The following is a 14,537-nucleotide window of genomic DNA, read 5'->3' as shown; positions in this document are numbered from 1 at the left end:
AGCCGGGCCGGGGCGTGCGCGCTCCGGCCCGGTTTCTGGTGTCATCGCGCGGGAATCAGGTCTGCCAGCGAGGCGAGTACCTCGGCGTCGCGGGTGCCGGGGGTCGCGTGGAAGACCACCAGCTGCAGGGTCGCCGGGCCGGGGATGTCCAGTTTGTCGCTGTGCAGGTCGAGGTCTCCGACTGCTGGGTGGCGGAAGCGGACGAGGTGGCCGGTCCTCGGTTTGACGTCGTGCTGGGCCCAGAGAGCGCGGAATTCTTCGCTGCTGGCGGTCAGCTCGGCGATGAGCGCGGCGGCGGCCGGGTCGGCGATATTCGGGCCGAGAGCGGCGCGCAGGCCGGCGACGCCGTCGGCTGCCATCTGCTCCCAGTCGCGGCGGAGGTCTCGCTCGGCCGGGTCGAGGAAGACCGCGCGGAGCAGGTTCCGGCCGACCGTGTAGTTCGGCGAAACCGCTGCTGCGACGGGATTCGCTGCGAGGACGTTGGTGAGGCGGTCCTGGACGTACGCCGGATTCGTCGGCCAAGTCGAGATCAATTCGACGATGCTCGCGGGCACGTGCGGTTCGACTTGGCTCGGCTGCGTCGGGGCGGCGAGCTGATGCAGGTGCCGGCGGGAGGGTTCGTCGAGGCCGAGTGCCCGGGCAAGCGCGTCGAGGACCTGGGCGGACGGGTTCTGGTCGCGTCCCTGTTCCAGCCGGATGTAGTAGTCGCTGCTGATTCCCGCCAGGAGCGCGAGTTCCTCGCGGCGCAGTCCTTGTACGCGACGCCGTCCGCTGTCCGGCAGCCCGACGTCGGCAGGCGAGATCCGTTCGCGGCGGGCGCGGAGGAAGTCGCCGAGGAGGTTGTCCACTTCGCCAGTGTATTTGATTCAGCGGCAGCTGTACTGTTGCGGCTGTGCTGATCTCTGAGACTCGCGAACTGGCGCTCGCTCGGCTCGGCCGAGCGCTGGCGGACCCGACGCGCTGCCGGATTCTCGTGGCGCTGCTGGACGGGGTCGTGTACCCGGCGCAACTGGCTTCGCGGCTGGAGTTGAGTAGGTCGAACGTCTCGAATCATCTCGCGTGCCTTCGCGGGTGCGGGCTGGTGATCGCGACGTATGAGGGGCGGCAGGTCCGGTACGCGATCGCCGATCCGCATCTCGCGCACGCGTTGTCGGAGCTGACGCAGGTGGTTTTGGCTGTCGCGCCGACGAATGCGTGCGACGAGGAATCGCGGGCCGTTCGATGACCGAGAACTGCCCGGACTGTCGCTCGGAGATGTCGGGCGGCGAGACCTTGTCGCAGGCCAGCTGCGGGTCGCGCCCCGCAGTGGATGCGGCGCGGCGGGCGGTCCTGCACCGGCGAGTGCGGTGGCTAGTAGCCGGGACGATCACGTACAACGTGGTCGAGGCGATCGTTGCGGTGTCGGCCGGGACGATCGCGTCCTCGTCGGCGCTCGTCGCGTTCGGGCTCGACTCGGTGGCCGAGGTGCTGTCCGCGGTCGCGGTGGCGTGGCAGTTCGCCAGTGCGGATCCGGAGCGTCGGGAACGGGTCGCGCTGCGGGTGATCGCGGTGTCGTTCTTCCTGCTGGCGGCTTACGTCACGGTCGATTCGGTGCGATCGCTGTTCGGCGGCGGCGAGGCCTCGCATTCGACAGCGGGGATCGTGCTTGCCGCCGTGTCCTTGGTTGTGATGCCGGTGCTTTCGAGCGCGCAACGCCGGGCCGGGCGGGAACTCGGGTCCGCGAGCGCGGTCGCCGATTCGAAGCAAACGCTCCTCTGCACTTACCTTTCCGGGGTGCTGCTGGTCGGGTTGCTGGTGAATGCGCTGTTTGGTTGGTACTGGGCGGATCCCGTCGCGGCATTGGTGATCGCGGCCGTCGCGGTGCGCGAGGGGCTTGAGGCCTGGCGGGGCGAGCACTGCTGCTGATCGCGGGTCATGCGGCGTTGGACGGCGCGCAAAGTCATGGCGAAGGCGATGAACACGCCGATCAGCGTCAGTGCGGCAGCTAGGTCGCTCACCTGCGGGCCTTTCTCCGGTGGTCGTTCGGGCCGGTTGAGCATGACGTGGCGCGGGGCCGGATTTCGGCGGCGCTCACGCTTCCTTGACTGCGCTCCGGCCGATGTTGATGCCGCCGATGCTCGCTGGCGTATGCGGACACGTGTCCGGTAAGCTTGCGGACACGTGTCCATTTAGGTGTCAGGGGTGGGAATGTCAGTGCTGGCTGGGAAAGTAGTCGCGATCACCGGTGCCAGCAGCGGAATCGGCGAGGCGACCGGTCGGCTGCTGGCGGCACGGGGCGCGGCGGTGGTCCTGGGCGCGCGCCGCGAGGATCGGCTCGCCGCGCTGGTGAAGGAAATCCGCGACGGAGGAGGTCGCGCGGTCGCGTGCGTCACCGACGTGACGCTCCGCGCGGACCTGGACCGGCTCGTGCAACGGGCGGTCGACGAGTTCGGCCGGCTCGACGTGCTGGTGGGCAACGCCGGGATCGCCAAGCTGGGACCGGTGGCGGACGCCGACGTCGAGGGCTGGACGGCGATGATCGACGTGAACGTGCGCGGGGTGCTGCACGGGATCGCCGCCGCGCTGCCGGTTTTCCGGCGGCAGGGCCGCGGTCATCTGGTGACGACGGTGTCGACGGCCGGGCTGAAGATCGTTCCCGCGCAGGCGGTTTACGCGGGGACGAAGAACGCGGTGCGGACGATCCTGGAGGCGCTGCGGCAGGAATCGACGGACGGGGTTCTTCGCACGACGTCGGTGTCGCCGGGGTTCGTCCGGACGGAGCTGGCGGATTCGATCGACGACCCGGGGGAGCGGGATGCGATTCGGCGGCGGGTCGAAGAGTTCGCGCTGGACCCGGCCGCGGTGGCGCGGGCGATCGGGTTCGCGATCGAGCAGCCGGACGATGTCGAGATCGGGGACATCACTATTCGGCCCGCGGTGCAGAACTAGCGGGTCCGGCAACGTTTTCGGCGGTCCTGGCGGTCCTGGCGGTCCTGGCGGTCGCGGCAGTCAGCGGCTGTGGTGGCGGCCGTGCCCGTGCCCGGTGCCCGGTGCCCGTGCCCGGTGCCCGGCAGCGGTCGTGGCGGTCGGTGGTGGCGGTGTCCGGTGCCCGCGACTGGCAGCGGTTGCTGCGGTCGTGGCGGTTGTGGCTGTCGTGGCTGTCGGTGGTGCGACGGAACCGGCAGGCCGGGAAGAAGCGGGTGCTGTTCCTGGCCTGCCGGGCGCCGAAACCTCGGTGGGGTGCCGGAGCCTCGGCGGGGCGACTGGTTCGGGCCGAGGCGGCGGGCGGGGTCAGAGGCAGGGCGGTTGGTAGCCGTCGATGAGCAGTTCGCGGAAGTCGAGCGTGTTGGGGGTCTTGCCGACGAAGACCAGGCCGCGGGCTTCGGTCAGCGCGGAGGCGAACGAATACTGCGGCTGGCCCAGTTCGGGAAGCCAGGTCCACGCGTCGGCGTCGAAGGGGAAGAACTTGCGGACCAGCTGGCCGCCGGTCGAGGGGATGCGGGTGAGCCATTTGTCGCCGCCGCTCCAGTGGGAGGCGGGGCGCAGCTGGACGTAAAGGTCGTCGTCGGCGCTGTAGGTCAGCCAGAATCCGGACGAATGGCCGAGGTCGGCCTGTGCGTCGAACTGGTTGCCCAGCCAGACCACGGCGACGTGCCATTCGTTGTTCTGGAAGACGACCTTCGCCGCGTAGCCGTCGCCTTCGGGGACGAGGAGGCTGCCGGTGGGCGGGACGGTCGTTCCTTCGCCGCTGGCCAGCCACTTCTGCAGCCGGTTGATCGACGGGGTGCTGCATTCGTCTTGCACGCTGACGCCGGGGTGCCCGGCGGGAGCGGCCTGCGCGGCTGGCGCGGAGAGCGGAGCCAGCAGCAGTACGGAAATCGCGGCGAGGACTGGGATTCCGGCCTTGGTCCGGCGGGATGCGGGCATGGATCGGAAGCTACCAGCGGAATTTCCGGCCGGTCAGGGCCGATAGTCGGCTTTCGGTCAGTGGTATGGACCTTTTTGGGAAAGGACCAGACCACCCGCGGAGTTCAGCGGGGATCGAGGCGTGCGGCCGGTTGACGTCGGGACCTGGGCGCACGGCGGCGACGGTCCGGCTTGCAGAGGCCGGGGTCGGCAACCAGGCGCGGTCCCTCGTGGGGGAAGGCCGGGTCGGCTTCCAGCCGCGATCTCTCGTGGGAAGGCCGGGGTCGGGTGCGGGCCGCGATCTGTCGTGGCGGAGGCCGGGGTCGGCTGCCGGGCGCGATCTGTCGTGGCGAAGCTCGGGGCCAGCTGCCGGGCACGGTCTCTCGTGGCGGAGGCCAGGGTCGGCTGCCAGGTGCGATCTCTTGTGGCGGCTGCCGGGCACGGTCTCTTGTGGCGGAGGCCGGGGTCGGCGACCAGGCGCGGTCTCTCGTGGCGAACAGGCCGGGCCGGTTGTCCGCGGCCGTGGGCCGTGGCGTCGCTGGGTCGGGATGAACACTTCCGGCGGCTCCGGCGAATATCCGATGTGACTAGGGCGGAGCGGTACGCCGCGGCGGGCGCGGCGGACGGTGACGATCGACCGGACTTGTGCGGGCCCGACCTGCAGCCGATCTTCCAGAGCTTGTTCGACCGGCACGCCCGGGACGTGCGCCGATACCTGGCCAGCCGCGCCGGGCCCGGCGCGGCTGACGATCTGGTCGGCGAGACCTTCCTGATCGCGTTGCAGCACCGGGCCAGCTACGACCCGGCACGGGCCAGCGCCCGCGCCTGGTTGTTCGGCATCGCGACGAACCTGCTGCGCCAGCATGCCAGGGCCGAGATCCGGTACCTGCGGATGACCGCCCGCGACCACGGCACGCCGGTCGCGCACGGTCATGCGGACCGGGTCGCCGACCAGGTCGACGCTCAGGTCAGGGTCCGGGAACTGGCCGCCGCGCTGGCCGGCCTCGCGCCGGGGGACCGGGACGTCCTGCTGCTGTCCAGCTGGGGAGAGCTGGACGCCAGCGAGATCGGTGCGGTCCTCGGCATTCCCGCGGGCACTGTCCGTTCCCGGCTGCATCGGGTCAGGCGGCTGCTTCGAGCCCGAGCCACGCCGAAGGCCCCGCCCAGTCTGGAAGGAGAGCGCGACGATGACTGAGAACAACGTCCGTCGCTTGTGGACGAACGACGAGCTGGACGAGGCGCTGGCCTCGCTGCGTGCCGAGGAACCCACCGGCAGGCGGACCCTGGCCGCGGCCAACAACGCGCTGGTGAACGCCGTGCGGTCCCTCGAAGGGAAAAGCATCCCCGCGCCGGAAACTGCCCCGCTGACCGAGTTCAAGGGCAAGCCGGCATCCCGGGCTGGGCGACGCTGGTGGATCAGCGCGGCCGCCGCGGCAGCGGTCATCGCTGTCGGCGTCACCGTGGTGACCACCGGAGCCGACTCTTCGGGGCCGACTTCAGCGTCCGCGCCACGAGTGAAGTTCTTGTCGGTGAGGCAGGCGCTGAATACCGCCGCGGACAAGATCCACGTCATCGGCGAGACTCCCGTCCCGGCGGGCAAGTTCCGCTATGTCGCGACCCGCACCTGGCTCCTGTGGAACGACAGCCGGGTCCCGGCCGCCTTTGCCGGCGAGCAACTGACCCAGACCTGGCAGCCCAGCGACTTCGCCGGGCAATGGCTGCTCAAAACGGCGCCCACCGGCAGCCGGAAGTGGCTGATCGGCGACGAGCAAACGCTCAAGGCGGGCACCGAGAAGCTCAACGGAGGCCACGGCGCCGACCTCAGCGAGTACTGGCCGAGCGGCGAATGGCGTGCCGCGGGCGGAAAGTTCTCCGGCAAGGCCATGGCCATCGTCGGCCGGTCCGCCGACGAATGGGGCGCACCCACCGAACAGCGGCTGGCCGACCTGCCGCGCGACCCGCAGCAGCTGTACGACCTGATGGCGGCCGACCTCTCGGTGGTGAACAAACCCAAGCTCGGCGGGGTGCTGGACATCGCCGCGCAACTGCTCAAGACCGGCACCCTGCCGGCCGATCTCAAGGAGTCGCTGTACCGCGCGGTGGCGAAGATCCCCGGCCTCAAAGTGACCGAGCAGGTCGCCAACCTCGACGGCCGCACGGGCGTCGCGCTGGGCGTGGATCCCGTCGACGGCACCTTCCGCATGGAGATCATCGTCGACCCCGCCACCGGCGAATTCATCGGAGAACGCCGGACCCGGCTCAAGCGTGACGACAACGACATCACGACAGCGGGCATCAATCCCGGCACCGTGACCTTCTCCAGTTCGGTCCAGACCGCGGTCGCTGACGAGCAGGGAGTCGTCCCGCCCGGACAGTGACCCCGCCGTGTCACCTCCTGTTCTCGGCGAACCATCCGAAATTGCCCCGCTGCTCCGGCAAATCCGGCATCACCTCACCAGGGAGAACTGATGACACCACGGAGACGGTTGACCGCCGTCGCGCTGGCCACGGCCTGCGCGGCGGCGACCTTGACGGCCCTGCCCGGTCCGGCGGGCGCGGCCGGTGCACCGGCCGCGCCCGGGGACAGTGCCAGTCACCAGGTCACGTTGATCACCGGCGACCGGGTCAGCGCGCGCAAGGACGCGCGCGGCCACTGGTCGCTGGCCGTGCAGGACGACGCCCGCTCCGGGCACCCGCCGTACGTCCAGTTCGGCGCCCGGCACGGCGACCGCACCGACTCCTACCTGGTGCCCGCCTCAGCCATTCCTCTCCTCCAATCAGGTCGGCTAGACCAGGAACTCTTCAACGTCACCGGGTTGATCCGCCAGGGCTACGACGACGCCGCCACCGACACACTGCCCTTGCTGGCCGAGTACCCGGACGGTGTGGCCGCTCGCTCGGCCGCGCCGTCCGGTGCTCAGCGCGGCCGCAGCTTCGACGCACTGGGCTACTCCGAACTCGCCGAGTCCAAAAAGGACGCCAGGGGGTTCTGGGCCGGGCTGAGCGCGGCAGGACCGGCCGTGCTCTCGGGCGGGCCGAGCAAGATCTGGCTCAACCACCAGGTGCACGCCTCGCTGGACCAGAGCGTGCCGCAGATCGGCGCGCCCGCGGCCTGGCAGGCCGGGTACACCGGCAAGGGCGTCACCGTGGCCATCCTGGACACCGGAGTGGACGCGGAGCATCCCGACCTGGCCGGAAAAGTCGCGCAGAGCAAGGACTTCAGCGGCAAGGGCGACGTGGTCGACGGCAACGGGCACGGCACGCACGTCGCCTCCATCATCACCGGTTCCGGCGCGGCCTCGGGCGGCAAGTACAAGGGGGTCGCCCCGGACGCGCGGCTGGCCATCGGCAAGGTGATGAACGACGGCGGCTCGGGCCGCGAGTCGGACATCATGGCCGGCATGGAGTGGGCCGCGCGCGAGGCCAAGGCGAAGGTAGTGAACCTGAGCCTGGGCACCTATCCCACGGACGGCACCGATCCCAGCTCTCAGACGGTCAACAAGCTGAGCCGTCAGTACGGCACGCTGTTCGTGATCGCGGCCGGCAACTCGGGCCAGGATGAGGGGGTGAGTTCCCCAGCGACGGCCGACGCCGCGCTGGCGGTGGGAAGCGTGACCAAATCCGATGCGCTGTCCCCGTTCTCCGACCGCGGCCCGCGCGTCGGCGACGGCGCGGTGAAGCCGGAGATCGGCGCGCCAGGCAGCGACATCGTGGCCGCGCGCGCCAAGGGGACCGCGCTGGGCGATCCGGTGGACGAGCACTACACGAGGCTCTCCGGCACCTCGATGGCCACGCCGCACACCGCGGGAGCGGCAGCCATCCTGGCCCAGGAGCACCCCGAATGGACTGGCGAGCAACTGAAGTCCGGGCTGGTCGGCGCGGCCAAGGAACTGCCGGGCATCGGAGTGGCCGCGATCGGCGGCGGCCGGCTCGACGCGGCAGCGGCGGTGACCCAGGCTGTCCAGTCCGAGCCCGCGACGGTGAACACTGTGGTGCATTGGTCGGACAAGCCCGGCAAGCGCACCGTCACCTACACGAACCCCGGTACCGCGGCGGTCACGCTCAACCTGGCCTTCAGCCTGGCGGACAAGCAGGGGCAGCCGCCCGCCGCGAACCTGGCCAAGATCTCGGCGAACTCGGTCACCGTGCCCGCCGGCGGCAAGGCCGCCGTGGACATCACGTTCACCGCGAGGTCCGGCAAGCCCGGGACTTACGCAGGTCTGCTGCTGGCGGGCACCGCGGACGGCAAGACCCGGGTACGCACCCCGGTCGGAGTAAAGGACGAGCCGGAGCTGTACGACCTGTCGGCGAACCTGCTGGGCAGGGACGGCAAGGCTCCGGGCGAGCAGGACCTCCAAACCTCCGTCGCGGTGAACGTCCACACCGGACAGAATTTCTTGGGCTACGCGGGCAAGCCGATGCGGGTGCCGCCGGGGGAGTACACGCTGAGTGCGGGGCTCACGGCTCGCAAGCCGGGCGGGCCGCCGGAGATCACCGCGTTCGCCAACCCCGTCGTGAAGGTGGCCCGCGATACGAAGGTGTCCTTCGATGCCCGCCAGGCCAAGCCGGTGACGGTGCGCACGGACCAGACGGGAGCCCTCGACGGCGGACTGGGCGCCCGCTTGGAGACCCGCCCCGAGGGACCGCACGAGCCGGTGTCGCTCGGGCTGGCCGCCGGCGCGCAGTTCCAGCGGCTCTACGCCTATTCCACCCCGGGCGTGAGTTCGAAGTACTTCCGCTTCACCGAGGACGTGCAGCTCTACCAGCCGTGGATCGAACTCACCGCGGAAGGGACGCAGCCGCTGGCGGTGGACGCGGGCTTCACCCGGTTCTCCGACAGCCCTCCGCCGTCCACTCAGCGGCTGGGCACCGTCTACGGCGGTGCCGGCACGCCGGCCGACCTGTCCAAAGTGGACGCCAAGGACAAGCTGGTGGTGCTGGACTTCCCGGACGGCATGCCCGTCGTCGAGGCAGGCAAGCGGATCGACAACGTCAAGGCGGCGGGCGGGCGGCTCGCGGCCTTCCGCCTCGTCGACCCCGTCGCCTCGGCCGCACTGCTCGGCGCCCTGCCCGAGAAGTGGTCGCTGCCGACCCTTCAGCTGGACGGCTACACCGGCGACCGCTACGTGACACTGGCCAAGGCTGGCGGGCTGACCTCCTCGCTGACCACGCGGGACCGCAGCGATTACCAGTACGACCTGTACTACCCGTCGGCGGGCAGCATCCCCGCCGACCTGGCGCACGAGGCGAGGGCCGCGGACGTGGCCGCGGTGACTATGGCCTACCACGGCTACGCCAAGGAATTCCTCCCGATGGTGTACGCGATCGTGGTGGGTGCCGATGGGGAGGTCAACCGGGGCGGGGCGAGTACCGCGCCGCAGTCCGAGCAACGGCGCTACTTCACCCCGGGCGACTGGCGGCTCCAGGTGCAGGGCGTCGAGTTCACCGATGTCAGCGTCGCCGAGGGCGGCACCCTCGTCGAGGGACAGCGCACCCTCGCGGCGGGCAAGTCCTACCGCATCGACTGGAACACCGCTGTTATCGGCCCCTCCTTCACCGGTCCCACCGCGTCGGGCCGCCCGTGGGTGTCGCGGACCAAGGACTGGGCGCTCGACGTCACGGTGCCGGTGTTCTCCGACGCGGCCGGGCACAGCAGCAGTGCGGATTACCTGAACGGACTGGACCGAGGCACCACCTCGGCCTATCTCGACGGCCAGCTCCTCGGTGCCCAGAACTCTCCGGGCCGAGGTGTTTTCCAGGCCCCGGCGCGGTTCGGCACGTACCGGATCACCACTGAAGTGACCCGGGACAAGCCCTGGTGGCCGACGTCCACGAAGGTCAGCGGCGAGTGGACGGTCGCCCCGACGTTGTTCGAGGACGGCCCGCTGGGCATGCTCGCGGTCGGCTTCGCCCCGCCGGCGGACCTGCGCAACGTCGTGCCGGGCGGCAAGGAGATCAGCTTCCCGGTGACCGTGACCCGGCAGGATTCGCCGCCGAAGGTCACCGAGCTGACGGTAGAGATCTCCTACGACGACGGCGCGACCTGGCAACCGGTGGAGCTGACCGCGGACGGTCCGAAGTGGACGGCCAAGGTCCGCAATCCGGCGAGCGGGTTCGCTTCGTTGCGGGCGAAGGCTGCCGACGACAAGGGCAATGCGGTGAGCCAGACGATTACCCGCGCCTATCAGATCGGTTGAGCGGTGCGGGGGTTTGCCGCGTCGGGCGAACCCCCGCACCCGGCCGCCGGTCGGGTGCGGGGAGGCCATCCGAGGCGTGCGGTGGCTTTCCGGTGGTGCAAGCGTGTCTGAGGCAGCGTTCCCTTCGGTTCGACATGCAGGTTGGCCGTATGGGCGACTGGGTCTCAGCCGGCCGCCACCGGTGCGAATCAGAATGGCGGCTCACCACCCGCGCCGATTCCGGCGGGCACCGGCGCGGCGCCCCAGTTTTCTCCGCTCAGCCCGCCGGTTTCGCCGCTGTTGCGGCTGACCTTGGTGACCCGGGCGGTGGCATACCGCAGCGACGGGCCGATCTCGTCCACCTGCAGTTCGACTACGGTGCGTTTCTCTCCTTCTTTGGTCTCGAATGACCGCTGGACCAGACGTCCGGTGACGAGCACCCTCGCGCCCCGGGTGAGGCTTTCGGCGACGTTTTCCGCTGCCTGCCGCCAGATGCTGCACCTGAGGAACAGTGCCTCGCCGTCCTTCCACTCGCCGGACTGCCGATCGAGTGTGCGGGGCGTTGACGCGACAGTGAAATTCGCGACCGCGGCTCCTGAGGGGGTGAACCGCAGTTCGGGGTCTGAGGTCAGGTTCCCGACCACGGTGATGACAGTTTCTCCGGCCATGATGAAGCTCCTTGGTCTTGTGCCGCCAAGTCCGTGGCGGCGAAGGTGACGATCGAGTGGACTCGATCAGTTTTCGTTGGTCGAAAGATGTGCGCGTTCAGTTGGGGTGAATGAGACCCGTCTCGGGATCACTCACGTCGGGCACGGTTGGCGCCTGCGCTGCTGTCGAGCAGCGGCGCAGGCGCAGCTCGAAGACGTCGCGAAGCAGGTTCGGGCGATCGTCCTCCGCCGACGATGCGAACTCGGGCTGCCCATGCCGCCTGAACCCGGGCTCGACGGCGAGTCGGGCTGACCGGGCGGCGCAGTGGCTCCGGGTCTGTGCGGGGAAGCTCGCCGTCGTGCGAAATCGTGGGATTGGCGGTCCAGGAATTGAAGGGTGTTCGCGACGGAGACGGCGAAGGCGAGCTCCGGCTCGGCGGCGAGGTTTCCGGTGCGGACGGTTTCTCCGGCCATGGTGACGCTCCTCTGTTCGGTGCGGGCCCGGGGCGGGCGCCGCTTCGGGAATCAGGAGACCATCCGGGTACGACAGTTTCCGGGGCTTCTCGGTCACTCCATCGGGTGGGACTTGCCTCGCGGCGACGGCGGAGCGGTTCCCACCGTTCGGCTGTTGTTCCGGGCGGAGGCGGCGGGCAGCATGAGCGGCATGGTCGGTGGGAAGTGGGGACGGGCGGCGGCGGTGGTCGCAGTCGTGGGGATTTCGGTGGCGGGACAGGGGATAGCGCCTGCCGAAGTGGGGGCGAAGCCCGGTTCGGCGGTGGAAGGCAGAGCGGGCGGCAGCGGGCAAGGAGCGGCGCGGCCGGCGGCGGGAGGCACGCCGGGAGATTGCTGCGGCGGGCCGTCATCTTGGACAACTGGGGACAAATCCGCCCTCGGGACCGCCGCCGGGACGGCGAGCCCGTTGTGGTTCACGGTCGCGAAGGGCGTTACGTCCGAGGTGTTCTATCCGCGTGCGGACGTCGCCAACATGCAGGACATGCAGTACGTCGTCACCGACGGGAAGTCCTTTGTGGACCTGGAGCGCGACGCGACGGATCACGTCGTTTCGATGCTGGACGAGAAGGCGCTCGAGTACACGATCACGAACACCGCCAAGAACGGTCGTTACCGCATCACCACGACGTACGTCACCGACTCTGGGCGGCCGACTCTTCTTGCCCGCACGCGGTTTCAGTCGCTCGACGGCGGTCAGTATCAGGTTTACCTGCTGGCGAATCCGTCGATGGCGGGCGGCGCGGCGAATGACCTCGCGGCGTGGGACGGGACTGGGCTGACGGCCAGCGGGACGGAGGATCTGTTCGGGGCGAAGACAACGGTTGCGTCGGCGTTGCGGGCCTCGACGGGGTTCGTCGCGCATGACAACGGATATTCCGGCGCCGCGAGCGATTGCCTGGTAGACTTGCGGGCACATCAACGTATTGCGAATCAATTCGATTCCACCAATTCTGGCAATGTAGTCCAATGTGGACAGATCCCGGTCGGGCAGGACACGACGTTCTCGGTCGCGCTCGGGTACGGGAGCGACGCTCACGGCGCGGCGGCGGCCGCGGACGGGTCGCTGGCGAGCGGATTCGACAATCTGGAACAGGCGTATCGGCGCGGATGGGAGGAGTATGTCGGCAGCCTGAAGGCGGCGCCGGGCAGTGTGGCGGGCGACGAGCGGCAGCGGAGGGCGTATTACGTCGCGCTGATGGCGTTGCACGCGGCGGAGGACAAGACGCATCGCGGCGCGAGCGTCGCGGGGCTGGCCACGCCGTGGGGCGACGTCGTCAACGGTGACACGCTGGGCGACGGGTACCACCGCGTGTGGGGCCGGGATCTGTACCAGCAGGCGACCGGGCTGCTCGCGGCGGGCGACGCGGCGCAGGCCAAGCGGATGGCGCAATTCCTGTGGTCCTCGCAGTGGATTTCCTCGCCCACGCAAGGCGACGGGACGACGTATCCGGCCGGCGCGTTTCCCCGGTACAGCCCGGTGAGCGGGGTCCAGGGGGCGACGCCGCAGCAGCTCGGCTGTTGCGAGCAGCTCGACCAGGATTCCGACGCGATCGTCCTCGCCTGGACGACCGGGCTCACCGACGCGGCGACGTATGCGCGGGTCAAGGTGACGGCGGAGCACATCCGGACGAGCGGGCCCGCGACGACCGAGCGGTGGGAGGAGCAGTACGGGCGGTCGCCGTCGTCGATCGCGGCGGAGGTCGCCGGGCTGGTCACGGCCGGGGCGATCGCGCGGGCGAACGGCGATGCCGCGGCGGCGCAGCAGTGGGAGTCCACCGCGGACTCGTGGCGGGCGCAGCTCGACGGCTGGACGCGGACGACCTCCGGGTACTGGGGCGGCCACACCTATTACGAGCGGCTGGACAAGGGTACCGACCCGAACGACACCGGCCAGATCTGCTTCGACGAGGGGTGTTTCTACGAGCACGACGTGGTCGACTTCGGCTTCCTCGACCTGGTCCGGCTGGGGCTCCGCGCGCCGGCGGACCCGGCGGTCGCGGAGTCGGTGGCACCGACCGCGGCGGCCCGCGACGGCAACGCGCCGATGCAGGTGACGACCCCGAACGGCGACATCTACTTCCACCGCTACCCGCACGACAACTACGGCGAGAGCACCACGGCCTGCACCGGCTGGCCGGCGAACGGGCCGCAGCGGTTCGGGCGGCTCTGGCCGGTGCTGTCCGGCGAACGCGGCGAGTACGAACTGGCCAACGGGCGCCCGGCGGCGGTGTACCTGAAGTCGATGGCGGACGCGGCGAACGACGGCTATTTCATTCCCGAGCAGGTGTGGGATCGCGCCGACGTCGCGTGCTTCGGGCTGGGCCGTCCGACCGGGAGCGCGGCGCCGTTGATGTGGGCGGAAGGCCAATACCTCCGGCTCGCGCAGAACATGGCCGCGGGGAAGAACCTCGAGACTCCGGAGGTGGTCCGGCAGCGCTACGGCGGCTGACCCGTCCGTTCGCGACGACGGCCGCGATCAGGGCCAGCCCGAGGCCGACGCCGGTCAGCACGGTGAACGGTTCGCCGAACAACAGGGTGCCCCACACCGAGGTGACCGGCGCGATCAGGAACATCAGGCTGTTCACCGCGGTCATGCCGATCCGTCCGACCAGCAGCCAGTACAACCCGTACCCGCCGAAGGTCGCCAGCACGACCAGCCAGGTCAGGGCGAACCAGAAGTGCCCGGACGCGGGCGGCACCGCGCTCCCGGTCGCCAGCGCGAGGGCGGTGAACACCACGGCCGAGGTGGCGCAATGGATGGCCAGCGCGCGCAACGGGGGAGCGGGGACGCGAGCCCGGCGTTCGAGCACGGTGGAGGCGACTAGCCCGAGCATGCCGGCGAACGGGATCAGGTACGCCCAGGCCGGGGCGTGCGAAGCGGCGTCCGACCAGCTGACCAGGACGACGCCGACGAGGCCCAGCCCGAGGCCGAGCCACTGCCGTCCGGTCGCCGCGACGCCGAGCAGCGGACCGGCGAGCGAGGCGGCGACCAGCGGTTGCACGCCGTCGATGAGCGCCGTCGTGCCGGTGCTGACGCCTTCGCCGATGGCCCAGTAGACGGTGAGCAGATAGCCCGACTGGGACAGCAGGCCGATCAGGACGTGCCTGCCCAGCTCGCCGACCGGCCGCACCCGCAGGAAGGGTGCCAGCAGCAGCGCGAGCGGCAGGAACCGCCACATCAGCACGGTCGGCACGGACGCGTCCGCCGCGCCGAGTTTCGCGCCGATGAACCCCGACGACCAGCACACGACGAACAGGACGGCCGCTCCGACTATACCGATCGGTTTACCCATGGCACCGGACTATACAGATCGGT

General features: G+C 70.1%; 10 protein-coding genes and 1 pseudogene. 7 read left to right on the top strand and 4 right to left on the bottom strand.

The window, feature by feature from the left end:
* Positions 1 to 41 precede the first annotated feature (41 nt).
* Complete coding sequence (locus ACFXI3_RS24880) at positions 42 to 848, bottom strand: helix-turn-helix transcriptional regulator (RefSeq protein WP_378402495.1); 807 nt, start codon at positions 846 to 848, stop codon at positions 42 to 44.
* Between the two features lie 44 nt (positions 849 to 892).
* Between ACFXI3_RS24880 and ACFXI3_RS24875 the strand changes: the two genes are divergently transcribed.
* The 3 genes from ACFXI3_RS24875 to ACFXI3_RS24865 all read left to right on the top strand — a co-directional run bounded on the left by ACFXI3_RS24875 (position 893) and on the right by ACFXI3_RS24865 (position 2,928).
* Positions 893 to 1,225 carry an ArsR/SmtB family transcription factor gene (locus ACFXI3_RS24875; RefSeq protein WP_378402493.1) on the top strand — a complete coding sequence of 111 codons (333 nt, stop codon included), beginning with the start codon at positions 893 to 895 and terminating at the stop codon, positions 1,223 to 1,225.
* 29 nt (positions 1,226 to 1,254) lie between these two features.
* Positions 1,255 to 1,905: a cation transporter gene (locus ACFXI3_RS24870; protein WP_378402551.1), complete on the top strand. Its 651-nt coding sequence runs from the start codon at positions 1,255 to 1,257 to the stop codon at positions 1,903 to 1,905.
* A 282-nt stretch (positions 1,906 to 2,187) separates the two neighbouring features.
* Positions 2,188 to 2,928 (top strand): SDR family oxidoreductase, encoded by a 741-nt coding sequence (locus tag ACFXI3_RS24865; protein WP_378402491.1) that lies wholly within the window; start codon positions 2,188 to 2,190, stop codon positions 2,926 to 2,928.
* A 342-nt stretch (positions 2,929 to 3,270) separates the two neighbouring features.
* On the opposite strand, the gene ACFXI3_RS24860 is transcribed toward ACFXI3_RS24865, so the two are convergent.
* A complete protein-coding gene (locus ACFXI3_RS24860; protein WP_344275591.1) occupies positions 3,271 to 3,906 on the bottom strand; it encodes a hypothetical protein in 636 nt (211 codons plus the stop codon).
* Between the two features lie 562 nt (positions 3,907 to 4,468).
* Between ACFXI3_RS24860 and ACFXI3_RS24855 the strand changes: the two genes are divergently transcribed.
* The 3 genes from ACFXI3_RS24855 (at position 4,469) to ACFXI3_RS24845 (ending at position 10,082) form a co-directional block, all read left to right on the top strand.
* Entirely contained in the window at positions 4,469 to 5,080 is a 612-nt protein-coding gene (locus ACFXI3_RS24855; RefSeq protein WP_378402489.1) for an RNA polymerase sigma factor, read from the top strand.
* Entirely contained in the window at positions 5,073 to 6,263 is a 1,191-nt protein-coding gene (locus ACFXI3_RS24850; protein WP_378402487.1) for a CU044_5270 family protein, read from the top strand. The genes ACFXI3_RS24855 and ACFXI3_RS24850 overlap by 8 nt, the downstream gene beginning before the upstream one ends.
* 90 nt (positions 6,264 to 6,353) lie before the next feature.
* Positions 6,354 to 10,082 (top strand): S8 family serine peptidase, encoded by a 3,729-nt coding sequence (locus ACFXI3_RS24845; protein ID WP_378402485.1) that lies wholly within the window; start codon positions 6,354 to 6,356, stop codon positions 10,080 to 10,082.
* A gap of 188 nt (positions 10,083 to 10,270) precedes the next feature.
* On the opposite strand, the gene ACFXI3_RS24840 is transcribed toward ACFXI3_RS24845, so the two are convergent.
* Positions 10,271 to 10,729: a single-stranded DNA-binding protein gene (locus ACFXI3_RS24840; protein ID WP_344275578.1), complete on the bottom strand. Its 459-nt coding sequence runs from the start codon at positions 10,727 to 10,729 to the stop codon at positions 10,271 to 10,273.
* A gap of 634 nt (positions 10,730 to 11,363) precedes the next feature.
* On the opposite strand from ACFXI3_RS24840, the gene ACFXI3_RS24835 reads away from it, so the two are divergent.
* Positions 11,364 to 13,670, top strand: coding sequence for a glycoside hydrolase family 15 protein (locus ACFXI3_RS24835; RefSeq protein WP_378402549.1), 2,307 nt, complete (start codon positions 11,364 to 11,366; stop codon positions 13,668 to 13,670).
* Between the two features lie 22 nt (positions 13,671 to 13,692).
* On the opposite strand, the pseudogene ACFXI3_RS24830 reads toward ACFXI3_RS24835, so the two are convergent.
* Positions 13,693 to 14,514, bottom strand: a pseudogene (locus ACFXI3_RS24830) (DMT family transporter); the annotation flags it as partial.
* Positions 14,515 to 14,537 lie beyond the last annotated feature (23 nt).

Origin of the sequence: Amycolatopsis sp. NPDC059235 (assembly GCF_042754125.1) — a bacterium.
In the GTDB taxonomy this organism is placed as follows: domain Bacteria; phylum Actinomycetota; class Actinomycetes; order Mycobacteriales; family Pseudonocardiaceae; genus Amycolatopsis; species Amycolatopsis albidoflava.
Note: the sequence above shows the minus strand (reverse complement) of the source record. Positions and strands in the feature narration are given on the sequence as shown.